The sequence below is a fragment of the Providencia rustigianii genome, assembly GCF_900637755.1.
GTDB lineage: Bacteria > Pseudomonadota > Gammaproteobacteria > Enterobacterales > Enterobacteriaceae > Providencia > Providencia rustigianii.
In genome coordinates this window covers 1333830-1360630 of the sequence record NZ_LR134396.1, presented here as the reverse complement: position 1 = coordinate 1360630, position 26801 = coordinate 1333830, and the positions used below count along the sequence as shown (strand labels likewise).

The window sequence follows — 26801 nt, the reverse complement described above, 5'->3', positions numbered from 1 at the left end:
ATATACATTAAAAACACCCCAATAGGGGTGTTTTTTTATGCTTTGACTCTAAGAGCAATTATTTAAAAAATTCTGAGTATGAGCAACTCCATCCCAACGATTTTGCCTATGCGCGGGAGATGCCACTAGATCAAAATTGTGCTCATATTCGATACGCTGCTCAACGAGTCGTTGAACTAAGAGATCAAATATGTTATCTGCCTCTGAGGTAGAAAAAGCAGCATGATTATTGATATGTTTCACATCCAAAAGACTGGTAACATTCATAGGGTTTTCTTTAAATAAAATTGAGACTTTTCGTCCATTTTCTGATGCAAACGTCATTTTAGAAAGATCATTAGATGCATTAGTAAACTCCGGTACTTGCTTGAAATTAATCAATATCACCTGATTCACCCCATCGTAATCTTCAATTGTCACACTGCCTTGTGTCTTCCCATTAATGATATAAAGATCGTTTCCCATTCCCCCTTTAAGTGTATCGTCACCTTGGGTGGATATCAGAACATCTTGCCCTTCACCGCCTTGCAAAAGGTCATTGCCATCATTGCCCCACAAGATATTTTCCCCACCAACTGCCAGTAATACGTCATTTCCATCGCCCCCTTTTACAATACGGCCAAGTTTACTTTGGTCATTAATTAAATCATTACCAGCTTGTGCATCAATAAACCATTGGCCTCTAGGGGTTTCATTTGTAAGATGTAAAATATCGACATTCGATGTTAGCAGAATAGGCTTAGGAATGTTTTTCTGTAAAACATATAACTTATTAGCGGGCTTCCAATCATCCGCTAGGCCTAATTTTTGTGCAGTAGTGAGTTTATTGGCGAAATGTTGTGCCAATGACTCGAATCCATTATCTAATACAGCTTGAAAGGCTTCCGGTGGTTCATCGAGTAAATGAACTTTTACCGAGCTATCACAGCCCACTTTAGGTTGCTTAATCTGTACAAAATGTTCGTGACTTGAAAAATAAATATGGTAATTATGCCCATCATCATTGGTTTCAGTCAAAAAGTGCGCATCAAAATTCAGTAGATATATTTGATTATTTCCTTGACTATCATCGATGTAAGTCTCGCCCTTTTGATTTCCGTCAATAAGATAGTGGTCATCTCCAATGCCACCCATCAAGACATCCGTTCCCAGATCCGATAGCAATAAATCTTGACCATTTCCTCCGGTCAAGAAATCGACCCCTGCACCACCATAAAGCACATTATGACCTTTTTCTGCTCTAAGGGTATCATCGCCATCACCACCCTGTAGGACATGGCTCATGGCGCTATTGTCAATAATGATATCGTCCCCAGCCTGAGCATCTATTAATTTTTGCTCAGATAAATAGCCATGGGGAATAATAATTTTGTCATTGTCGTCAGTGGATTCAGCCACTGTTATTAATGGCGTAATGGTTCCCTGCTCATCATTCCAGTTTATGGTAAATAAATGACCATGTTTATCTTGGATCAGAACTGCATTACGTGTTTTTTCATTAACCTGATTAAATCGAATAGCTAACTGTGTCTGCAAGAATCTATCTTTTAATACCAACCGAGAGCCTTCCATTTTTAATTGATAACCATTCACCACTGACAGCAATAAAATAACTTTATCTTGATCGGTGTATTGGTGATGAACTTCTGAGAAATCAAAAATAATATCTCCATGCTCATAATCTAATTCGCTAATTTGATAAGCATCTTGTCCTAAACTCACCTTTATTTGGCTACCCGACTTAACATGAGAAACAATATTATTTTTTTCATTACCTCTATAGGTTAAATTTTTTGCTGCCCCCATGGGCAATAACGTCCCCCATGACGGAGAAACATAGGTTTGTTTTCCATCAATGATTAATTCTCCTTTGGCCTCATCAATCAAAAGAGTTTTGTTATCTGAACTATGGAGCTGATCATTAACTTGCAAATAATGAATATTGAATAACTTATCACGATAAACAGACGGAGTTTCTATCGCTAAATGGGGTAATTGGCTCGTTAAAATAAACCCATCATGTGTACGTAAGTGATAGTGATGCCGAGCTTCTCGACCTTTTGACGTTGAGCGGTAAATATTTTTTAATTCCAGCGTAACTTGGCTATGAATATTAGTGAAAACGTATCCATCGATTGTTTCTGCCGGTAACTGGATTTTTATATATAAGTGGTTTCCCTCAACATACACATCATGTATTTCTTTTAACGAGTAATTTAGGCTCACAATGCTAGATGAATCTGTCGTTTCATCAATTGTGATCATTGCGTTATAATGCTTCTCATCTTTTAAATACTTAGGTCTTACCGCATTTTGCTTATCAATGGCTTTTGTTTCATGATTAAATTTACGTTTTTTATAATTTAAATCATTAATATGCTGAAACCAGGCAAAACGCCTAATTTGATAACTGTCGCTGCCATTTCCACCATTAGCATAGCCTTGGGTCAAAATAAGCTTATCGTCACCGTCGTGACCATATAGAGTATCTATCCCTAACCCACCATCTAAAATATTATGATTTTCATCGCCTTGTACTTCATCATTAGTGTTTCCACGAACGACTATATGCTCAATACTATTTAAGTGTGCAACATAAATAGTCTCCTGATGATCCTCTCGTTGATAACTTATCTGGTTCTCATTTAAATTAACTTTGGCACGATATTCATCAGGTAAGTTATCAATAATTAACGTATCATTGCCTTGCTGACCATCCAAAAACTTTGTGGGTTCATTTCCTCGATAACGTAAAGATGCAAGACTGTTATCCCGCAAATAAAAATAATCATCATGCTCACCACCCGCAAAATACTTTTCTCCTGATAATATCTGGAATGCATTTTTACGATTTTGGAAACCAATAATAAGGTCATTTCCTGTGGCACTATTAAAACTGCTCCCGCGACTTTCAGCGTCGTTCAAATACCAACTAATTTTTTGTTTATCATCCACTAAGTGTTCACTATAACGCTGGTAATTACCCGAAATGACCACTTGTCCTAAAGGTCCAAATTTAGTCATCTTAGAGAAAAAGCTTAATTGCTCAGGATGAGAAATGCCTAATTGCGCTTCAATAGGTAATATTAAATCTGCATCTTGAATCTGATGCCTATTTTTAAATTGTGTCAATAATGGATCTGAGTAGTTGGGATTCAACGAATATCGCTCATCAGAAGATTCACTACCAATACGTTTTAACTCAAAAGTTTCTTTTAATTCCTTTTTAAACAGAGGGATATGTCCACTCCCTATTTTACGCCTTGCCATTCCATCATAAGTTAATACATAGGAATTCAATAATAAGTTAGCATCTTGTAATGTATATGATGGAGCTCCTCGTTTGGTATAGTGTTCTTTCCTAGTAAATAAATCGACTTTTATATAACCTCGTTTTCCTCCGAAATAATTACCATCATTATCCACTAAATAATAACGATCCGTTTTTTCATAAGTGGGCTTGTCAATAACACTGAGATGATGGTCAAAACCTGCTTGACGTAATGTTTGTTCAAAATGATTAAGATCCATTTCCCAATCAGCATGCTTGAATGAATCAATGTATCGCTTAATAATGATTTCTTGTTGAGTTCGCTGAGTCGGGTCTAAACCTAAAGCTCCTCGAATCCCCTCCTCCAACTCACGATCCCAACTAATCTCAATTTCTGCTTTAATATTTTCAACAGCACGCCGTCCGTTATAAATCCAGCCGCCGACAATTAAAAGCCCCCCGATAACCAGACCAACAACAGGAATAGTAGATGAAGAAACCAGCACGCCAACAACAGTCACTCCATTGATAACAAAACTCGCAATAGAGAAAGAGGCATTCACAATCAAATCTTGGCGCTGCTTTGGATCGGTCACACTCTCGAGTTTAGATAAATTATCATAGGCTTGATAGGCATCAATCCCCATGCCAACTAGGTTGAATACAACCACGACTCCTGAAGCAATACGACTTTTGGTAAGTGCAGAAGCACCATTATTGCCCGCTATTTTTAGTAAAATAGGCTGTAAAATCATATCGCCATAATTGAAGAACGCTGAGCCGCAAGTGATATAAAGCTGTTTCTCTAATTCAGAGTACTCTTCCGCCGTTAAATCCGGGTTGTTGAGTTTATTCAAGAGGCTGGAAATACTGATTAACGCTTGAGTCATTCCAGCTGCCCCCATCGTTTGACCTGCACGAGATCCGATACGCTGAAATAACGATAATTTTTTCCCCGTTGTATTTAAGTCAACTACTAATGCAGGTAACCGTTGTGTATCATTAATATCCGGAGCTGCTTCAATTATTTTAATTTGTTTTTTGTAAACAGCGCTCGTCGTAAAATCTATCTCATTATCGATAATCGGATTATTATCATGCTTGGCACGATAAATTATTTTTAATAACGCATGGTCTGACTGGCTGCCCTCAAGCATCGCCAATTCAAGTGATAATTTATTGCCATTAATGCGAGCATTTGCATCCCAGCCTATTTGTTTCGTATGTGCTAAAGTAATCGCTTCTCCATCAACGGTTACCCCTAGATTTTGTAATCTTGCTAATGCAATTTTTTCGCCATAGAACGTCACCCAACCATTTGATGATAAAGCTGGATCGATATGCTGAGCTATGATATTTCGCTGAGCCGATAAATCGCCAAATAGCTTTTTATCAACAATATCAATATATTCTAGGTCAGCTCTAAAGTGGCCTTTCTCATCTTTATTCAATCCCGCATGCTGCCCACGAATTATTTTTTTACCGTCAGCTAACATGACCTCTTCATTGAAATAATCTCGCACTAACTGAAAGAAATTTTTCTTCGCTGCATATGAATCGCTCAGTGACACGCTGATTTGCAGACCATTAGGGTCAAATAGGCTGTATTGTTTAAGTCCATTTTTTGTAACTTGACTAATAGTGAAAGTGCTATTTTTCCCTTTGATAAACAATAGGCTATCGTTATCATTATGGTAATAGTTATTACTTATCGATAGCGTCGCTAAAATAGATTGATCCGCCAATAAAATTCCTTTATTTGAATAGCGATTTTCCACTTCAGAGATGTAATGCTGAATTTGATGTAATGCTTCAGCTTCAGTGGTAGAAAGTGTTCCTTGCTGCTGTTTTTGTAAGAACTCAGCACGTAGCTCAACTAAATCACGAGCTTGATCAACACCAAATAACTGGTGTTCTATACCTAAAATCAATCCTATATTTTGATCAAATGTCGAGGGATAGCCACTGTTCCTTATCCAGCCATGATGAAATAGGCTTATTTGTCTACCATCAGGTTGATTATTTTGCTGATTGAGCAACTGTCTAAATTGTTGATGTTTTTGCCGTTGACCATCACGATATATCTGCAATACCTGCGCTAAAGTTAAGTTTTTTAAACCGCTTTCCTCAATGTTGTCTATATAAAGGCCGCTAAGAATTAATAGTTCATCATTAAGCCGTGTATACGCATTAGCATTTGTCACTAATGCGATAATTTCGCTACGATTAACCCCATATATTGAAGGATATAACACTTTTAATTGCGCAATAGAGCGCTCACTTAAATGATTTATCATCGTTGGGTCATGATGTAAGCCTTGCAAAATTATTCTGAGATCCGCAGCTTGTCCTTGTAGTGAAGCTGCTCGTGGTAATTCAAACAACGCATCAAAATGTGCTTTATTTTCTGTTAGTTCATAGGAAAGATAACGATTTATTTCCATATTGAGCAATGGATCATTAACTACAATTTTTATTTTATTAACATCTATCCCCCCAGTATCATCCATAAAATATGTCGCCATATAAGGATGCTCAGTGAGCTGAATTCTATTCACATCAATTTCTTTTAACGCAATGCGCTCGAGTAAAGATTGCACCTTTTGATGATTAGTTTGGCTAAGCACTGAGCTATCTGAATTGATAAAGGGCCTATTATTAGTGGGTACAACGGTTTCACGGGTAAACTGGGTTATGACCGAAGCATTCACGCCATGCTGCTTTAAATGAGCAGATAAATCTGCTGCAAACTGATGGTGTTCAGCGCTTGTTGTGAGCATGTGAGGGTCACTAGAATGGAAGAAAATACTCTCAGGTGACATCACTGGGTATTTTTGTTTTACCGCAACCAACCCTGCTAATAAATTTTGTGTTGGCTTTCTAATAACCTCAGAATCCCCAATAACCGTCCATTTTACGGGCTTTTGGCTTTCAATTAACGAAGGTATCTCTGACTCACCATATTCAATAGTCCACTTTTTATTATCGATATCCATCTGGAAAATAATGGTATTTTTTGCATTCTTTGCGGCTATCTGTTCTGCAACTTGCCTCCCTTTAGGACTACCAACCACTCGAATAACAACAGATACCGAATTATCCTCTGGCATGACATTAGCTGCTGCAATCTGCTGTATATTAGTGCTGTTCACCATTTTCCATATTGGAATAGATTTCATACCAAGTTCATTGAGTCTCGTAGAAAAATTTCGATGAAAACTATTAGGCAAAATACCTTGATATCGTTTTAATTCACTGACGAATAACTCATACGCCTTCGGGTTATAAGCCACTTTCTTGATCAAATCAAAATCGAGCTGTCGTGTACCTAAATCTCTAAATGCTCCTAGCGGGTCAAGCTCAAGGCTATTATTTAACTGTGATAATGTAATTTCACCGCGGCGTAGTTCATTGATGAAATATAATGTCGATGAACTTTTATTAATTCTAACTTGCTGGGTATCAACATTAAATTGATAGATAAATTTATAACCTTTAGTACCTACAGAATCATTGCTACTTCCATCAGCCTTAACAAATTTATTTCCTAAATAAATATTTTTAAGTAGGCGATTATAAGCTGTAATCGGCATATTCAAGTTATGCTCAGATAATGCTGCGGTTGCTCTCAGAGCAAAATTTTCATTGATTCCACCACGCCCTAAATTACATCCCATTAATACCAATTTTGATGGTTGAGTATTATTTAAGACTTTCTTTTGTAAATAACGAATCGAATCAGAAAACTGTCTAGCATTCACATCAGCATATAATGTAGGCTGATTACTCCCTAGATAACTCCCATGACCAACTGTTATCCACCTTACTTTCCCAGAATTTAATCTTGAAATATCTCCATGCAAAATTTTGTATTGTTTCGTTTTCAAATTGAACTGAATGACCATTGAGTCATCCGGGTGCTTCGAAAATGCATTTGCCGCCGCATTTGTTGATGCATTATCCCCTTCAAGTTGAATGATCACATTGTAACTATATTCTGTAGGATTTATGGTTCTTGCTATTTCAGCATCCAGCGCCTTAGCGAGACGATATTTCAACATTGGGTCTAACCAGGTATCAATAGAGTCGGTTGCTATGGATGATTCCCCTGCCAATAAAGACACATTATGTTGTTTTATTTCATCCAAATAGATATCATCAAATCCCTCGTCTAATTGAGATATTGGTTTACCGAGAATATTTTCCATTGCGTTATCATAATTGCGGTCACTTTTCTGAATACCTCCATCCTCAAAGCTATCATTCAGGCTTTTCTTTCTAGCAATCTCAATACGCCCCTCAATAAAACTTTCTGATATTTTTCTTTTAGGATCAAAATATTGCCCATTATCACCTTCACTCCATTTTTTATTTAAAGGTGCTCGATAACCCTGGTTGATTAACAGTTGTTGAAAATTAGATAGTTGCTCTGCACTATTGATGATAATAGCGCCTTGCACATTCATCTGAAAATAAGTGGAAATAGATTCCGATGTCCCTGTTAATACATTTCTACCTTTTAATTTGTCAGGAAGGAAAAAAGTAATAGGAAAATTGTCGTGCATCACACTCGCAGGGTTCGCATCGTCTGCTCCATGATGAATTAATTCCATACCATCTGTCCGACCAAGCCTTCGATTTAGTTTATTTTTTATTTCTTTAATTTTGCTATTTGTAATGCCATTATCTCGCCCCTCTTGTTTATTATATTCCGCTTCATTTTCATATAACGCTTTCTGATATACCGTTAATTCATCATAATTAATACCACTCTTCCATTCTGCCCAGCTTGGCATTTCCGTCACTTTGGCGTAGTGCTCTAATTCCGAAATTGGGAAGATAATACTAAAAAGATCATAATCAGCCGTCATCGGTTTTCCTGTTTTTGGATCTCCAATAACATAGAATGGCTTTATTTCTCCCTCCACCTGATGATAAAGTTGCCAAAAATCACCCTCACCGTGGAGCGATTTTTTTAGATAAAAAACTATCTCTTTCCCATCAAGTAATGATATTACTTCACTATAACCAAGCTCATTCATACCTCTTGAAGGCAAAATAGCTTTATGCTGTAAAAGCTCATTTACTCGTTCTGAAGAAATTTCAAGCACAACGGAAATAGCACTTCCTTCGTTAAGAGATTTTTGGATATATTGGTTGTACTTATCAACATCTTCTCTAGCTGATTTCTTAGCAAACTGTTGAGAAATAGGAATAAACCCTGCATGAGGCCCCCAATCAGAACTTTTTCCTTTGATAGATAAACCTTTGCTACTGTAATTCCCTGACTCAATTAAATTTCTAGACTTAAGGTCAATAGAGCGAATACCAATAATAATATTTTCGTCATTCGCAACTTGATTGATGGAGTGTTGATGGGATACGGGGATCCCTGAAATAATCGAAGGTTTCGTGTCTATTAGTGGCTTTAAATGTAAATTAACACTACTATAATCCTTGCTAACTAAATCTATATTACTTTCTTTTCGTGAAAAATTATTTAATATATTAACATCAGTTTTTTTACCGATAGAATAAACTTTTTCATCATTTTTAGAAATCACAATATCTCCTGATAACGTTGATAGTGAATACAAATTTGTCATATATCTTTAAGGCTTTATTCTTTACTTTACTAATATGAACTTCATCTTCATAATCACTATTAATTATTGATGGCAAACCATTTATTTTATGAAGATATTTTTAATTTTTATCTATCGTACTGTAGGCTAAAAAAGCATAAGAAAACCCATAACAATAACCGCCTGAATTTTAATAATTTATACCATTTACTGTTGTCATTTTATTTAAAATTTTCACATTGTTTTTTTAAAAGAAATTTCATCCATTTATTTCTATAATCATTAGAATAATCAATAAATTCTTTCTGAATAAGTTTTACGGCGAGATGATTTTTTTCATAAACATCCTTATTAAAAGGAAAATAATGATGCATTACATGATTTTATTACAATTAAATTTAAAACCATTTTAAAATATCAAATGTATAAAAATTAGCTAGATAACTAGTATAAAATTAAGACAGACTTTAACGTCAATTCTGATTAGTGTTTTTGATAACTATAAAAAAACCCCTAGTTGGGGTTTTAATTGAAATAAAATGTCAACATCGATGGGATAATCACCAAACTGGCAATTCATCCTGCAAGAAAGGATTACTAATGCGTTCATGTCCTAATGTAGACATGGGACCATGACCCGGAATAAATTGATATTCGTCGCCGAGTGGCAATAGTTTATTTTTGATGGAGGAAATTAAATCCTGATGGTTTCCACGCGGAAAATCACTACGACCAACCCCACCTTTGAAGAGCACATCCCCCATAGAGATCAATTTATCCCCATGGTTCACAAAGACAATGTGACCAGGCGTATGGCCAGGGCAATGGAGAACATCAAATTTAATGTTGCCACAAGAAACACTATCCCCTTCTTCTAGCCAATGGTCGGGCGTAAAGCCTGGGCAGTCTCCAATATTAAACATCGCATTTTGCTGAGCAAGATTTTCAATCCAGAAAGCATCTTCTTTTTGTGGACCATAAATAGGCACACCGAAATGCTTCGCGAGAGGTGCTGAGGCACCAATATGGTCAGAATGACCATGGGTAAGTAGAATTTTAGTTAACGTTAAACCGAGGGATTCAATCGCGTTAATGAGCTTTTCAGCTTCACCGCCGGGATCAACGATAACTGCTTCCATTGAATTTTCATCCCAAATAATATGGCAGTTTTGCATAAACGGCGTTACTGGGATAATAGTGTATTTCATCGAACAATTACTCCGTAATCTGTGTCACCTATACACAGATTACCATGTTCTGACGGGTCCTGTATCAATATGAATAAAATTGCTCTTCGGATAATAACCGACACCGCCTGCACTCATTTTTAGCGCAGCCTTACGTACATTGCTGAGTTGTAAACCTTCGATATGGAAATCCATCGCTTGACCACGAGTATGGTAACTCTGTTTTGCTACACCAGAACTCTTACGGCGAAGTTCATTATTGGTTTCTAATGAGCGATAACCTGAAATCAATTGAACAGGTTTATTGATGCCCATCATCATCTGCAATATATAGATTTGGTCAAACAATTTAGGATCGATGGTTTTTACTTTATCGCTACGATGATCACGGAAAAGGTGATTCAAGCGAGCCAGCTCCGATTTGTTATAACGGCGACCATCAAAAAATTCAGTCTTTAAAAATTCTCCAGTATGAATATTCTGGAAACGTAAAATTCTTGGTCGTGGGGTACTCATTGCAGCAAGTACATGATTTGGTAATAGGCTTAAGCCGATAGCAGCAGCACCAATTCCCAACCATTTTCTGCGGTTTTGGTCAATCATATCCATAGGTGATAACTCAGGTGTTAATTAATTCGACAAAAATACATTTCAACCTGATCAGTCTAGCAAATGATATTTGGCTTAAACGTATAATTATGTAAAGAATTGCGTAAATTAAGGAAAATTCATCACATTTATGCAGAAAGGTGAGTGAAATCACTTAAATCAATCTCAATGAGAATAATACAACAATTCGATTACATATATATAAAAGCACAAATTATTCATTTGAAAAATATAATTAATAAGAATTATTTGGAATACTTGTGAAATACAATCTTTATGAGTTCAGGGAACCGAAGTTCCCTGACGAAGTAAATCATTAACGTAAAATAGTCTTGATTGCTGGAAGATACTTATCCGCATTATCAATGCTACCATCGTATTGATAAATATCTGCACGATATTGCGGCTGCTGATCCTTATCTACCCATGCGGTTTGGTAATAGAGGTAGACTGGGATTCTGTCAGGAATATTCACATAACGTGTTGAACCGTCTTTTAATGCACCATCAATTCGCGTTTGCGCCCAACCTGCATCCCCTAACAAAATAGTGGCTAATTCGCTCGCTTTATTTACACGAACACATCCAGAACTGATTGCTCTAGCATTCTTGTTAAACAAGCTGTGGTTAGGCGTGTCATGCAAATAGATAGCATCCGAACTCGGCATATTAAATTTATAACGCCCTAAAGAATTCGTTGGCCCTGGTGCTTGTCTAATTCGGTATGGGAAATTAGCAGGGCTCATATTTTCCCAATCTATGGAATAAGGATCCACTTCATAGGCATCCTGTCCCCATCCAGAATAAACTGTGTACCCCTTGCGACTAAAATAACTCGGATCGACCTTACCTTTTGGCGCGATATCTTTACGCGCTAAACTTGTTGGGACACTCCAAGGTGGGTTAATCACCACATTATTCAGTGCACTGCTCATTATAGGCGTTTTACGATCAGCTCGACCTACAATCACTTTAGAATCTAAAATGATTTCATTATTAAGATAAAAATCTAACGTATAAGCGGGAATATTAACCAAAATACCCGTTCCACTACTTTCAGGAACAATCCGTAATCGTTGAATATTTAATGCCATTAGTCCCGCTTTTTGTTTAGGCTGCATATTCAACCAAACCCGCGTTCCACGCCCTACAACACCATCCGCTTCTAAACCATATTGAAGCTGGAATTTTTTTACTGCTTCTACTAACTCGTCGTTATAAACACGAGCATTAGCTGTCACTTTCGCTATTTCTTCTGGTGGTGCAGATGCATCAATGGCTTCACCGATAACGGAAGCATCAAGTAGCCCATCACGCACTAAGATTTCACGCAATATGATAACATCATCACTTGCCTGTCCCGGTTTTAAGGCTTTCGTGCTCGTGATTTCTAATGTGTCTTCAGGCAATGTAAGCTGCTTCAGCATTTCTTTACGCATTGGCTGATACATTGTATGTTTCGGAGCTTGCGCTTTAACCCACTCAGCTAATCGATGTTCAGATATTGCATCGAGCCAAGGTTTCATTTGAGATGTTGTCGGTGCAATGATCTTATAAGGGCGGCTGGTATATAGCCAATACTGACCATTAGTATCAATAGCCGCCAGATACTGTAAATAACCCAGCATAGCGTCAGACAAAATTGCATCACGCCCCAGCTCACTCAATTGACTATTTTCTAATAACAGCAACCATTCACTAAACTGCGGCTGAAACCCCGCGAGAGCGAGTTCTGCTAATTGTTGTTGGAATTGACTAATTGCCGTTTCATCTTGCCACAGCAATTTCATCTGATTATCGGCATACACCTTGGCCAGTTGTTCAGGAAATACCAACTTGGTATCAGCAGGTAATGATTCAGTGATTTTTGCCAAGCTGTCTTTTGGCATTACCGTTTTTACCTCATCTGCAATAACTGCTTGAGGTTGTTGAATTTCAACATTGCTTTGCTGCGCATTTTCTTGTTCAGAAAAAGCAGGAAATTGTAGTGCCATCAGCCCACATATTACTGAGACCTGCAGAGCTTTCACTCTTCTCTTTGCCATACATCCACCTTAAGTTACTACAGGAATAACATTATTTTTTATTATAGTGACTATTTGATTATATTTAATTTTGGCGAGAATGTTATAGGAATAGACTAATTTTGTCTTTATCCGAGACGAAAAGTGATTGCATTACAGCAATATTCACAAACCGAGGTGAGAAATAGAATTATTTTTATTTCCAGTGAGTTATGTAATGATAAACCCATTAAATCACGATAATTGAGAATTTTACAAAGTAAATAATGTTAAATAAGTTAAATTTAACGAATTAGTGACCATTAAATTGATTAATGGATAAATTGAAATAGTTAAAGGTGAACACGCACCTTTAACTATTAAAAATTCAAAATATTAATATTCTGAGTTGATCACAACTTCCTCACCAAAACGACCTGCTTTTGGTAATGGTTGATAAGAGGAGTTAGCCGCTCGAAGAATTCGGATACCGCGAATATTGAGCTCATTAGCTGCAGCAATGTCCGCATCTGCATCACCATAATAGATAGTTAGTTTATGATCACGCATCCAGCTTACTTTATTATTTTTACCTGGCTCATCCCCTGCAAAAATAACTGAATTCATTTTATCAGCAGGGATATGTAACCCTTCTTGCACATATTTAGTTACGGTTTCAGTTTTAGTCTGAGTACGACCAGTAATGAAATAAACTGCATCGCCACGCTCTAAGTGCATCTTGACTAAATCAACACCCACTTGTTTTGGCATGCTGAATTTATCCCACTCGTTATTCATTTTTTCCCAAAACTGAGGATTTTTCAGATAGCTAAAATCATTTGGTGAAAATTCAATTTTACCTCTGTAAAAACCTGGGCTAGAGAATAAAACCGTATCATCAATATCAAAACCGACTGCCATAGGTGCCTTACCCTCTAAGCTTTTTTTAATTTGCTCAATAGACACCCAATGCACTGGCTGTTGCGCGGCTAATTCAGCAACAGTCACCCCTGTACTGACTGTTTCTGGCATTGGTAGCTTAGCTTGAGAAGTTGCTGTAAAGCTCAGCGCCAATGCAATTGCGCTTAATGTCAGTGTTATTTTCTTCATAGTTGATCCTTATAATAATGTATTTTCGTGATTAACTACTCACGGAGTGTAATCATAGAGTTTTTCATTACATAAAAATGAGATTTGAATCTCATTGCAAGTCATCAACTATTGATGATAAAAAACAAAAAACCGACACAGTTTCCCATGTCGGTTTTCATTATTTAAAGTATAAAGGGCGTTATTGAGGCAAAGCCTGTGCTACTGGCACATCTTGACCAAAACCTTTTAAACCCACTACGTGAACATGCTCCGTATTACCTGTTACCTTACGTACCAATTTATAGGTTGTGCCTTTCTCTGGACTGATATTTTCTGGTGCTGCAATAATTAATTGCATTTCCAATCGGTCACACAGTTCGAATAACGTCGCAATAGATTTTGCATCTAAACGAGCCGCTTCATCCAAGAACAGTAAACGACATGGCGTAATATCTTTCGCACGTAATCGGCGGGATTCTTCTTCCCAGCTTTGAACAACCATCACCAAGATGGACATCCCCGTACCAATCGCTTCCCCCGTAGAGAGTGCGCCACTTTCTGCTTTCAGCCAACCATCTGAACCCCGGTTGACTTCAACATCTAACTCTAAGTAGTTACGATAATCTAACAGCTCCTCACCAATGGTCTGTGGCAAACGTTGCCCCATATCCATTTGAGGATTCAAACGCTGATACAATTTCGCCATCGCTTCAGAGAAGGTTAAACGCTGACTGGTGAACAGGTCTTGGTGCATATCGCTTTCTTCCGATAGCACACTGAGCAGCAATGCATGGCTTTCGCGAATATTGACATTCAGACGAACCCCCTTCACCTGACCAAACGATACCGCTTGCAGACCTTGGTTTAGCATCCGAATACGGTTTTGTTCTCGCTGAATTGTTTTACGAATAATGTTCGCAACACTCTTCGAGCTAATAGCCAGTTTTTGTTCACGGGCAGTTAGCTCTTCCGTCAGGCGTGCCAACTCGATTTCCATCTGTTCGATTGCATCAATTGGGTCATCGGTACGAATAATATCTTGGCGAATACGTTCACGCAGGTGCTGATATACCGCGATAAAGAACTGAATTTTACGCTCTGGATGTTTTGGATCTTCAGATAAACGCAGTACATCGCGTAAATGTTCATTATCAGCGACCGCTAAACGTAATGCTCCGAGCGCTTTATCCGACATAGAACGTAAGCTATCACCGTCCGTATACGCTAGCTCGCGACGATGTAAACGACGCTCAACACCGTTATCTTTCACTAATCGCATTACAGCACACCAACCCGCTTTAGCAGAAACAACTTGCTCGCGGATTAGGTAATAATCTTTTTCTAACTTACGTAGGCGTTTTTGTAAATTATCCATTTCAGCTTCACATAATGTCAGCTGTTTTTCTAATTGGTTAATTCGGGTACGGTTCGCCATCACCGATTGATGCAGTTCATCACGACGAATACTTGCTCGCTCTTGTGCATCAGGATCAGCTTTGACGCCAATTTCCTGCATTTCTGCTTCAAGCTCTTTAAGCATCTCTTGTTTTGTCTCAAATGAGCTACGCAGAGAAGCAAAAACTTGGTGATATTGGGTACTTTGAGCTTGATGTTGACGCAACTGTTCACGCGCACGTGTACGTTCAGCTTCGGCATGTTCTAAACGTTGACGCAGTTTTTCGTTGAGATCAGCATTTTCATTCACCATCCCCGTAGAGTCACTGTAACTATAGTGAGCTCGACGCTGAACGACTTCAACTAAAGCAAAGGCTTGCTGTTTGGCTTGCTGCTGAGTATGTTTTGCTAACTCGTAATCTTTACGTAGTTGGTCATGTTGCTCAGGGTCGCTCAATAACACAGTGACTATTGGCTCTAATTTTGCCAGATTATTACCGTATTTATTGAGGAAATGAGCCGCCTCTTCGGCTTCAGAAAGCTCTTCGCGGATCTCTTCGACCCTATCCGCCAGCGTTTCATCCATCAGTAAATTAACTTGAGGTAGTAAGCGATTGAGCGTCAATAAGCTCTCTTTACCTTGGGTAAATTGCTGACGTTGCTGTTGAGTTTGTTCTTCAAACTGAGTTAATGCACGCTCTAATTCAGTACGTCTTTGATTTAATGTGCGAATTTCTGCTTCAGGATCAGCTTCAAACGCAACAGAGATATGCTGACCAATAAAGCGGCTAAAGGCTTGGTGAGCACGCTGAATTTTTTGTACATCAAACGATAATGTCGCATAACGTTCAGATAACTCATCACGTTCTGCACTTAATGATTCCAAATGACTTTCACGTGCTGCACGGCCAAATAATGGCAGCTCAGGGTAGCGAGAATAACGCCATTGACGCTCTGATGAACGAACGAGTACCGCATTTTCAAACTCTTGAGCATCAAAAACGCTGTCATCAAAGGATTGAGGATCCCCCTCGATAAAATACACGTCATCAGGGCAATCTTGTAAGCTTTCTAATTGGCTACGTACCACGGAAAGATCTTGCACCACGATACCATGACGAGCTGGACCATACAGTGCCGAAAAATAGGCGGCATCTTCGATGGTAATATCATCATAGATTTCAGATAGCAGCATTCCATTAAAACGCTCAGCTAATGCCAGCATTCTGCTATCTTCCGCACCACTCGGCTGGCTTAAACGTTCAATTTGCTTTTCCAGTTCGCGGCGTTGTGCAGAAACTTCGTCACGTTCAACGGTGATCTCCCTTTCTTGCTCCAGAAGCTGCTGCATATACTCAGTCACTTCTGTGCTATTTTCAAAGGTTTCACCCGATTGTTCATTCAGCTGAGTGAGCGCTTCTTGCGCCATAATCCACGCTGGTGCTTTAGCGGATAACTGACTGATTCTTTGGCGAATTTGCTCTAATTCTTGACGCATTTCCATACGTCTTTCGCCACTTTCACTGACGCCAAGACTCAATTCTTCTTGTAATGCTTCTAACTCAGCCATCAGCCCGTCTAATTCATCCGGCTCATAACTTTGTCCATGACGCTTACAGAATTCATTGAGTACTTTTTCAGCATTTTTTTGGCTATCTAAACGCTGTTGTAGTTCAGAAAGCTGCATGCGTAATGGCTGAACACGCTCAGCTAAGTGCTGTTGTGAAGACCAATCACGCAGCAATGTGCGTGCTTGCTGATAAGCCTCTGAACGGCTGACATCGCCTACCATGGTTTTTACCAACTGATAAGCTTGCTCGAATTGACTATGAGCGGCATCAGCCACGCTCATTTTTTGCTCTAAAGCTAATAAACTTTCCGTCGCTTGCTGCTCTTTGGCTTCAAACGTTTCTAGCCATTCATCTGCATTTTCAATTGTTAAATCAGGTAACTGGCACAATTCTCGAGCACGATTTAACGCATGTAGAGCTTGCTGATATTGAATCGCTCGGGTTTGTTGAACGTCGAGGGCTTGCTGATAATCGGCTAACTGGTTTTTCAGTTCGTCCACTTCGATTTCAGCCGCTTGAGCTCGGGCATCTAATTCTTCTTGCTTCTCAGTGGCTTCAGCCACCACTTCACTTTGTTCTTCAAGACGATATGTGAGTTCTTCAATATCGGCTTGATAACGATCGATTTTTTCTTGTTGGCGTAATGCCGCCTGCACCAGATTTAAATGGTCGCTAGCTGCCTGATAATCTGCTTCGATCTCTGTCGATGCTTCAGTCTGTTCATTCAGCTCCCGTGCCATTTCAACGCTACGCACTTGCTCAATACGCAACTGTTTTCGGCTGCTATACAGCTCACTACGGGCGGCCAATGCACTATCTAAATGAATACGACGCTCATTAGAGTGACGCATATAGTCAGCAGAAACGTAGTCTGTGGCTTCATGAATCAAGTGCTTAAATAAATCACGATCTGATTGGGTAACGCGAATGGCTTCCAGCGTTAAACGGTTTTCACGTAATGCCGCTTCCATATCTTGGAAAGCCTTACGGACCCCGCTATTTTCAGGCAATAAATAGTCACGTAATGAACGAGTTATCGCACTCGAAATACCGCCGTACAGTGACGCTTCAATGAGACGATAATATTTACTACGATCTCCCGCAGAGCGTAGGCGTTTAGGCAATACACCCAGTTCAAATAATACAGAGTGATAATCGGTAATTGAGTGAAACTGTTTAAACAGGATTCCCTCTTGTTTTTCTAAGCGATCTTTTAAGTCATTCAGTGGGATGACTTTTGCCTGACGCCCTTCAAAGACTTCCGTTAAAATCTCAGTTGGAACAGTTGCTAACGGTACCCCTTGGATCATAAATGGCTTGATATCGACTTTTTTGTCACGCCCAGCAACTTGCTGTAAGCGAACTCCAACCATAACTCGCTGATGTTTAGAGTTTAGAACATCCAATACTGCATAACAGACACCCGGACGTAGTTTTCCGTGTAAGCCTTTATCTCGAGAACCTGATGTTGCCCCAGCCTCAGTGGTATTACGGAAGTGCAACAAGGTTAAGTCAGGGATCATCGCGGTGATAAATGCCGCCATGGTGGTAGATTTTCCTGCACCGTTCCCGCCTGATAGCGTGGTCACTAATTCATCAAGATCAAAGGTTCGAGCAAAGAAACCGTTCCAATTCACTAGCGTCAATGAGCGAAATTTTCCGCGTTCAATCATTCTTGTTCATCCTCATCACTTTCAGCCAGATCTTGACTCTCTTCGGTATCTTCATCATCGCTATCACGCAGAGATAATTCTCCTTCAAGGGATACCGCTTCACCGTCACGGATCATGCGCAATTGCGCTTCCTGCGGACTGTCGCCACTGCGCACATCTGCACCAAAACGGAATACAGATTCATTAATAATAAATTTACCTGAATCATTTTGTAGGAAATAGACCATTCCCAAACGGCGTAACCGGTTTAAGGACGTTTTGAGTTTTTCCTGTAATTTTTGCTTATCAAGGTCAGAACCCGTAGAACGCTGATTCACAAATTTCAATAATTTGTTTTCATCCGCCAGTGATAAGAGCTCTTCGAAAAGCTCTTGTGACGTAAAAATACCTTGGTTGGTTAAGCGTTCAGGGCTGAGATAGAGGTAGCACAGAATTTTACCCACCATCATATCCAGTTCAGAAAGTACAGAACGTGGAATCAGTGTGGTTGAGCGCGGACGTAAGTAGAAGAAACCTTCTGGAGCACGGATCAATTCAACATTATAACGTGAATAAAATTGCTCTAAGGCTTCCTGAAAATCCATTAAATATGCGTGATTATCAAGGTCATCAATACTAATGTGACGACCCGAACGCAATTGGCTATCTAGCTCGGGGAAAATAGGATTAGCTAGTGCTTGAGCCAGCTTAACTGGCATATATTGTTCAATATTTGTCGATGACATGTGCCTGTACCTTGGCTCCGTGCTCATTAATAGCTCGCCATTCTGCCGGTAATCCCGCCAGATCAGCCTCTGCGATACCTAATTTTACAGCTTGATCGATAATAATACGCGCAACATCGAAGTGACGTTTATACGGGTATTGCTTCAAGTAACTCTGTAATACGTTGCCAATATCCAACGGTTTTTTGTCGGTTTTATAGAACGCGAGTTGCGCTTCAATTAACGCCGCCAGTTGGTCATTGAGTTCGCTAAACTCTTCAAACTCCAGATCAGGTGGAAGTTCCCCCATCACCTCTTCATCATGCAGAGACAGCTCTTCATCACGCATATCAAATAACCGATCCGCATTGGTATAGGTGAGTGCCCAAGGGCTATCGAGATACTGCTGCACTGACTGACGTAAGCGTTGAGAAAATATACGGTTTTTATCCATATCAATTGCGGTACGGATAAATTTATGTACGTGGCGGTCATAACCAATCCATAAATCTATAGATTGCTGTCCCCAGCTCACGATACGGTCTAATTTATTTTGTAAATCAAAGATTAATCTATCAACCATTTCAGAGAATTGTGGCGCATTCATATTCGCCTCTTGGATACGCAGCAAGTTAGCTTGTAACTTGTCTCCTGCTGCTTCCAAGGTATCTTGTAGCTCTCTTAACGTACCAGATGTTTCTGACAATAACTGTTCACAGTTCGCAATAGCTGCCTGCCAATCTTGATTCAATAGGGATGCAATATCTTCTTTGACACTGTTTTGCTGCTCATCCATGATGCGCTGTGAAAGGTCAATACTGTCAAAAATTTCAGCCACTGAATATTTCAATGGTGCGAAAACATGGCGATGCCAATAGAATTCATCGCCACCTTCTTCTGCTGATTCTGCTGCTCGTTGTAGCTCTCCCGCCACAATTGATAGCTGCATAGACAGTCTTAAGGTTGAAAATTCACGCTGACGAATATAATAATCGCTGATCCCGATACCAAGGGGAGTTAGTCGATAAATCGCATTGCCTTCAACAATGTCGCTGGCAAAACGGTTGAATATTTTCTGGCGAACCATGTCATTGATGGCGTTATTCGCTCTGACAGCCAGTGATTCTGTGGTCTGCTCGAAACCTTTACAGACTTCACGAAATGCATCCACCAGCTCCCCTTCACTCATTTCACCATTGACCCGCTCACTGTTAAGAACAGCAACCGCTAGCAAAAAAGCTAAGCGTTCTGCAGGTAGGGAAATCGCAAAATCATTTTTTCGTGCCCAAGACACGAGTTCAGGGACGGTCTGGGAAAAATCACTCATAAATCGTCCTTTTGTGTTTGTTTGCGTGCCATGACATGAATATATCGTCCCATGCTGATATAGGGTTCTTCACGACAATATTGTTGTTCTAGCGCTAATAACGCTGGAAAATCTTTTTGTTGTAATTGTCTACTTTGCAAATAGTCATGAAACACTCGAACACCACTTTTGCCTAAAATGTCCATACCACAGCCGATTAGCCACTCATCAACCTGCACAGGGAAAAGTGGGTTTTGTGGCGACAACGAGCGTTTGCGGCGACGTTGAATATGGGGAGTTGCAAGATGGAAATTACCTAAAATTGCATTGCGCATCACCAAGCCATTTGCATTATAGAACATGACAGAAAATATGCCCTCTGGTCTGATTATATCTGCCAGTTGCTCTAATGCATATTTTTGATCGCTAATCCATTCAAGAACCGCGTGAAAAAGTACAAAATCGACGGGTTTATCGAGATGTTGAGCAATATCTTGTACGGCACAATGAATGAAGCTGATATTCTCGCTAATTCCTTGCTCATCAGCAAGTACCGATGCCCGTTCCAGCATTTCTTCGGATAAATCGCAAAGAATAACTTGATGGCCCATTGCAGCAAGTTTTCGAGAAAAATGCCCTTCACCACCACCCGCATCTAATATACGTAAGCGTTGCCCGTGAAAATGAGTTTCAAGTAACTGGCTAATATCTTGCCAAACCACCGCTTCACGGATTTTCCCTTTTGTCGTTCCATAAATATTTTTTGCAAATTTATCGACAATATCATCAAAGTTGCGGTCTGCCATGGGCCATCCAATTACCTATAATTTGTTATCTACATCTCATCAGCCGATTAATCATCCTACATTATCAAAAATCAATTCCTTCTCATCATGATCACGATGAAAATAGTTCAAACTGGGAATTGGTCCACAAAATGAATAATGTTTATTCCGAAGAAAATCAGATGATCAAGGCGGCGATTATAACAGATAATCGCCCTGTTTTTGCATAGTACTTTATTTTGCATAGCATTTTATTACTGATGCGACTACATTTTACCAAACGACTTTCAATACCTTTGATACGGGTACTTTTATGCTATTTCTACTCAAAAAATATATTGGCTCCCTCTTGATGCCATTGCCGTTACTTTTAATCATCGGGATAATTGGATTAATTTTACTGTGGCTTACCCGTTGGCAAAAAAGTGGAAAAACCTTGGTCACCGCCAGCTTATTGATGATTGCGTTACTCGGCCTGCAACCTATTTCTGACCGATTACTTGCCCCCGTTGAAAGTCAGTATGATAAACGTTATGAGCTAATCACCGATAACCCACCCTCTGATGTTAAATACATTGTCGTTCTCGGGGGCGGTTTTACTTATAATCCTGATTGGAGCCCAAGCTCTAACTTACTCAGTAATAGCCTGCCACGCGTTACTGAAGGTGTTCGTTTATATTTACAGCATCCAGGAAGTAAGTTGATCTTTACTGGTGGGAAAGCCAGTAGCTCAAAAAGTAGTGCAGAAGTCGCCGCTATGGTTGCACAATCATTGGGGGTCCCAGCACAAGATACCCTTCCATTGACCGAGCCAAAAGATACCCAAGAAGAAGCTTTTGAGGTGGAAAAAATTATTGGTAAACAGCCATTCTTATTGGTAACGTCAGCAAACCACTTGCCTAGGGCATTAAAAATGTTTACTAGCCGAGGAATGCAACCTTACCCAGCTCCCGCCAACCAATTGGTCATCACTAGTGAGATCAATCCCTGGGAACGTTATATTCCTTCTGCTTTCTATTTTAGTCACAGTGAACGCGCATGGTACGAATTACTCGGTTCAATTTGGTGGCATATCAAACCCGACAATATTCAACCTCTTGATGAGGATACCGCTGAATAAAAAGCAAAAAAGGTGTAGCTCATTGAGTTACACCTTTATTTTAATTTTACTGAAGCAGAATATTATGCCTGAAATTGCTGCCTGACTATTTCTAAGTCCTCAGGGGTATCAACTCCCGCACCTGGCGCTTTTTCAGCAACTGCAACATGGATTTTTTCTCCATACCACAGTACTCGCAACTGTTCTAACATCTCTATTTTTTCTAATGGGCTAGCTTCCCACCCAATATAGCGACGAATAAAACCTGCACGATATGCATAAATACCAATATGACGTAAGAAAGTATCGCCAATGGTCTCTTTACTCACGGCAAATTGGTCTCTATTCCAAGGAATAGTTGCGCGAGAAAAATACAGGGCATAGCCGTCTTTATCCATCACAACTTTCACCGCATTCGGGTTAAAAGCTTCTTTGGCGTCATGAATTGGTACCGCAAGTGTACCCATATTGGCTTTGCTACCTTGAAGATTTTGTGCAACTTGGCGAATTATTTCTGGCGGAATCAATGGCTCATCACCTTGGACGTTAACAATAATTTCATCGTCAGCAAAACCATAGGTATCGATAACTTCCGCTAGTCGCTCAGTTCCAGATTGGTGATCGGGATTCGTCATACAAGCTTCACCACCCGCTTTAATGACAGCTTTAGCAACATCAGGATGGTCTGTCGCAATGATCACTCGACTTGCTCCTGATTTAATCGCTTGCTCCATCACTCGCACAACCATCGGTTTACCATGAATATCCGCTAGAGGTTTACCGGGTAGGCGTGTTGAAGAGTAACGAGCAGGAATTATGACGGTAAACATGTTATTACTGTCCTTCGTCTAGAGCGATTTTACGAGCTTCATTCTCTAATAAGACAGGGATCCCATCGCGAATTGGGTAGGCGAGATGATCAAATTTGCAGATTAGTTCGAGATTTTCTTTGTTGTAACTTAGCTTGCCATGGCATGCAGGACAGGCAACGATTTCAAGTAAACGGTGATCCATGCTTTCTCCCAAATGGATTTAAACTCACTTGGCGTCAGGATATCACATGCAGATATCACCGTTAACTCTAATCTTGCACTATTAAGATCTCCTGCGGAAGATGAGAGGATAAGGTGCAGGAGAAATAGTTCTGTTAATTATTTAATTAGAAAGTAATAACGTCTCTTGCCGTTATACCATCTGAATTACGAGTAACAGAGAACTCGACGTTTTGGCCTTCGGATAGTGATTTGATTTTTTTGTTCGCAAGTGATTTAGTTGTCACGAAAATATCATCGCCACCATTGCATGGTGAAATAAAACCGTAACCTTCTTTTGCGTCAAACCATTTAACTCGACCCATATGTAATTGAAAATTCATGTTGAAACTCCTTCTCGTTCCGAGAACAATATTTTTATATTTGTATCATTACTCTCTACTTGTTACCCCATTTAATATTGCCGATCTATTAACACAATTAAGAGTAATTAACTTAACCAATCTATGCATGAAATAATTATGCATATTATATAACGACCCAAGTATGGATTTTAGACACCACACAACAACCGTAAACTTAACAGTCTATTTTGACATTATGATGACAATACAATAGTAGTATAAGTAGGTATTGCGAGGATAAGTGACTAACTCAAGAACGGGTCGTAAAAGTACAGTTAGTAATAATCCATTTATTAATGTATTGCAACTTGATACATAATAAGTGGATCAGCATCACATTGCGGGTATTATTATCTGAAATAAATCTGGAAAGCAAGCGTTTTTATTTCAGATAAGTGATTTTATTTCACTTAATATTCTTTTTTCGCCAAATTGTTCCAATTTTGCATCCACTGGAAGATACCACCAATTACTTTGGGCAAAAGATTGGCATTTCACTGCATCCTTTTCCGTCATAAGTAAATTATGGGAGTCGTCAGCTAAACTTATCAATTGCTGTTGACTATAAGGTTGATGGTCAGAAAAAGCATAGGTACGAACTAAAGAAATACCTTTGTCAGCCAAAGAGGTAAAAAAACGAGGTGGATGTCCAATACCAGCCATGGCGATAACTGAATGCAACTCCTGAACCGAACGCTTCTCTCCAGTGAGTAAATTGACCGCGACATTTCCATGAAGAGACATTAAGGTTTCATTTTCTTGTGGAACCCCACCATTAACGATTAAAGCATCAACAGTTTCTAATCGCCCCGCTCTTTCACGCATAGGACCCGCGGGTAGCCACCATCCATTTCCAAAGCGACGTTGCCCATCAATAACCACAATTTCATAATCACGCTGCAAGGCGTAATGTTGAAGACCATCATCGGTGATGATGATATCTAACTGAAAATTACTTATTAGTGCTTTGATAGCATCGCTACGCTTTGGTGCAACAGCGACAGGGACTTTTGTGCGATGATAAATCAATACGGGCTCATCACCTGCAGCTTCAGTTGTTGTATCTTGCTTAAGGATCAGAGGATAATTTTCTGATTTTCCACCATACCCACGAGATACTACACCAACGCGAATACCCTGTTGAGTTAATGACTCGACAAGCCAAATCACCACAGGGGTTTTACCATTGCCCCCTGCAGTTAAGTTGCCTACCACAACGACTGGGATAGGCGCTTTCCATGAACGAAATAATCCAGTTTTATAACCAACATGCCTTATTTTCGTGATCAACCCATATAGGAAAGATAACGGCAGAAGCAAGATATATAGCCATGATTTACCGGACCAAATTCGTTCAATCATTCTTAAATTGGATCCTATGTAACTGAGCGTAAGCACCATTTTCCGCTAATAGCATTGCATGGGTGCCTCGTTCAATAATATGACCATCTTGAACCACGAGAATTTCATCCGCATTCTCAATCGTTGATAAGCGGTGAGCAATGACCAGTGAGGTTCTATTTTTCTGCAATTCATTCAATGCAGCTTGAATAGCACGTTCAGATTCGGTATCCAATGCTGAGGTTGCTTCATCCAAAATTAGAATTGGAGCATCACGTAATAATGCGCGAGCAATCGCAATACGCTGGCGCTGACCACCAGATAGCATCACACCGTTTTCACCAATAACCGTATCTAGCCCATTGTCTAATTTGCTAATAAAGTCCATGGCATACGCCATTTCAGCCGCTTTTTCAATTTCTTCTCGGCTATAGCGTCCACCCGTTGCATAAGCAATATTATTTGCGATGGTGTCATTAAATAAGTAAACATGCTGTGAAACGAGAGCGACTTGGCTACGCAGAGATTCTAACGTGTAATCGCGAATATCATGACCATCAATACGGATACTGCCTTTATCGATATCATAGAAACGCGTAATTAGATTCGCAATTGTTGATTTACCTGAGCCAGAGCGCCCTACTAAAGCGACTGATTTACCTGCCGGTAATGTGAATGACACATTTTCTAATGCAGGGTGTTCCTTAGTTGCATAAGTGAAGGTCACAGAATCAAATTCAATATCGCCTTTAACATCACTCAGTACTTTAGTGCCCTCATCTTTCTCTTTTTCGGTATCTAAAATAGCAAACAAGGTTTGGCAAGCGGCCATGCCACGTTGGAATTGAGCATTCACGTTAGTCAGTGACTTTAATGGACGCATCAAAGCAAACATAGAAGAGAAAACCACACCAATAGTACCCGGAGTCAACGTATCCATAATTTCAGGAAAACTTGCGGCATATAACACAAAAGCTAAAGCCAATGAGGCAATCATTTGAACGATAGGATCAGAGATAGCAGATGCGCTGACCATTTTCATATTTTGGCGACGCATATGATTACTGACTTTATCAAAGCGTTCAGTTTCTACTTTCTGACCACCAAAAATTAAAACTTCTTTGTGGCCTTTTAGCATCTGCTCTGCACTCGTCGTTACCTGTCCCATGCCTGTTTGCATGTTTTTACTGATTCGACGAAAACGCTTAGATACTATTCTGATCGCAATTGATACCACTGGAGCAATCACAATTAAAATAAGCGACAGTTGCCAGCTATAGTAAAACATCAAACTAAATAAGCCGATGATATAAGCACCTTCACGGATGATTGTGATCAACGCACCCGATGCAGAAGAAGCGACCTGTTCTGAGTCATAGGTAATACGGGATAATAGGGTTCCTGTAGACTGCTGGTCAAAATAACTCACCGGCATTCCCATCATATGACCAAATAATTTACGGCGCATGCTCATTACCACTTTCCCAGAAACCCAAGAAACACAATAGGTTGAGACAAAGCTTGAAGCACCACGGACCACCATCAAACCTAAGATTGCAATTGGCAGCCATTTTAACGTGTCATTATCTGCTTTACCAAAGCCTTCATCTAATAATGGTTTCAATAAGGAAATCATAAACGCATCACCAGCAGCGTTAATGATAAGAGCGATTGCAGCGACAATTAATCCCGCTTTAAAAGGGGCTATGGTTGGCCATAAGCGGCTAAATGTTTGTTTTGTAGAAAGGTCTTTATCATTCATTCTTTTATTACCAGACTTAATGT

General features: G+C 39.5%; 15 protein-coding genes. 1 reads left to right on the top strand and 14 read right to left on the bottom strand.

What is annotated here, in order from left to right; all coding sequences use genetic code 11:
* Positions 1–48: 48 nt before the first annotated feature.
* From EL244_RS06065 to cmoM, 9 genes are all read right to left on the bottom strand, one after another.
* Positions 49–8835: an anthrax toxin-like adenylyl cyclase domain-containing protein gene (locus tag EL244_RS06065; protein WP_172597504.1), complete on the bottom strand. Its 8787-nt coding sequence runs from the start codon at positions 8833–8835 to the stop codon at positions 49–51.
* Between the two features lie 581 nt (positions 8836–9416).
* Positions 9417–10064, bottom strand: coding sequence for an MBL fold metallo-hydrolase (locus tag EL244_RS06060; protein WP_126459495.1), 648 nt, complete (start codon positions 10062–10064; stop codon positions 9417–9419).
* Positions 10065–10103: 39 nt separating this feature from the next.
* Positions 10104–10652: a peptidoglycan L,D-endopeptidase MepK gene (mepK, locus tag EL244_RS06055; RefSeq protein ID WP_006813567.1), complete on the bottom strand. Its 549-nt coding sequence runs from the start codon at positions 10650–10652 to the stop codon at positions 10104–10106.
* A 316-nt stretch (positions 10653–10968) separates the two neighbouring features.
* Positions 10969–12696: a L,D-transpeptidase gene (ldtD, locus tag EL244_RS06050; RefSeq protein WP_126459492.1), complete on the bottom strand. Its 1728-nt coding sequence runs from the start codon at positions 12694–12696 to the stop codon at positions 10969–10971.
* Positions 12697–13050: 354 nt separating this feature from the next.
* Positions 13051–13764 (bottom strand): acid phosphatase AphA, encoded by a 714-nt coding sequence (aphA, locus tag EL244_RS06045; RefSeq protein WP_006813569.1) that lies wholly within the window; start codon positions 13762–13764, stop codon positions 13051–13053.
* Positions 13765–13945: 181 nt separating this feature from the next.
* Positions 13946–18385 carry a chromosome partition protein MukB gene (gene mukB / locus EL244_RS06040; protein ID WP_126459489.1) on the bottom strand — a complete coding sequence of 1480 codons (4440 nt, stop codon included), beginning with the start codon at positions 18383–18385 and terminating at the stop codon, positions 13946–13948.
* Positions 18382–19110 (bottom strand): chromosome partition protein MukE, encoded by a 729-nt coding sequence (mukE, locus tag EL244_RS06035; RefSeq protein ID WP_006813571.1) that lies wholly within the window; start codon positions 19108–19110, stop codon positions 18382–18384. Before mukE ends, mukB begins: the two co-directional genes overlap by 4 nt.
* Positions 19091–20416: a chromosome partition protein MukF gene (gene mukF, locus EL244_RS06030; RefSeq protein ID WP_006813572.1), complete on the bottom strand. Its 1326-nt coding sequence runs from the start codon at positions 20414–20416 to the stop codon at positions 19091–19093. Before mukF ends, mukE begins: the two co-directional genes overlap by 20 nt.
* Complete coding sequence (cmoM, locus tag EL244_RS06025) at positions 20413–21201, bottom strand: tRNA uridine 5-oxyacetic acid(34) methyltransferase CmoM (protein ID WP_126459486.1); 789 nt, start codon at positions 21199–21201, stop codon at positions 20413–20415. Before cmoM ends, mukF begins: the two co-directional genes overlap by 4 nt.
* 292 nt (positions 21202–21493) lie before the next feature.
* Here cmoM and elyC point away from each other — a divergent pair, with 292 nt between their 5' ends.
* Positions 21494–22300 carry an envelope biogenesis factor ElyC gene (elyC, locus tag EL244_RS06020; protein WP_126459483.1) on the top strand — a complete coding sequence of 269 codons (807 nt, stop codon included), beginning with the start codon at positions 21494–21496 and terminating at the stop codon, positions 22298–22300.
* A 62-nt stretch (positions 22301–22362) separates the two neighbouring features.
* Here the strand turns inward: elyC and kdsB are convergent, their stop codons facing one another.
* The 5 genes from kdsB to msbA all read right to left on the bottom strand — a co-directional run bounded on the left by kdsB (position 22363) and on the right by msbA (position 26778).
* A complete protein-coding gene (gene kdsB, locus EL244_RS06015) occupies positions 22363–23109 on the bottom strand; it encodes a 3-deoxy-manno-octulosonate cytidylyltransferase (protein WP_006813575.1) in 747 nt (248 codons plus the stop codon).
* Between the two features lie 4 nt (positions 23110–23113).
* On the bottom strand, positions 23114–23293 hold the full coding sequence (locus EL244_RS06010) for a Trm112 family protein (protein ID WP_006813576.1): 180 nt from the start codon (positions 23291–23293) through the stop codon (positions 23114–23116).
* Positions 23294–23438: 145 nt separating this feature from the next.
* Positions 23439–23654 (bottom strand): cold-shock protein, encoded by a 216-nt coding sequence (locus EL244_RS06005; RefSeq protein ID WP_006813577.1) that lies wholly within the window; start codon positions 23652–23654, stop codon positions 23439–23441.
* A gap of 408 nt (positions 23655–24062) precedes the next feature.
* Positions 24063–25037, bottom strand: a complete 975-nt coding sequence (gene lpxK / locus EL244_RS06000; protein ID WP_126459479.1) for a tetraacyldisaccharide 4'-kinase — start codon at positions 25035–25037, stop codon at positions 24063–24065.
* Complete coding sequence (gene msbA, locus EL244_RS05995; protein ID WP_006813580.1) at positions 25030–26778, bottom strand: lipid A ABC transporter ATP-binding protein/permease MsbA; 1749 nt, start codon at positions 26776–26778, stop codon at positions 25030–25032. The genes lpxK and msbA overlap by 8 nt, the downstream gene beginning before the upstream one ends.
* Between the last annotated feature and the right edge of the window lie 23 nt (positions 26779–26801).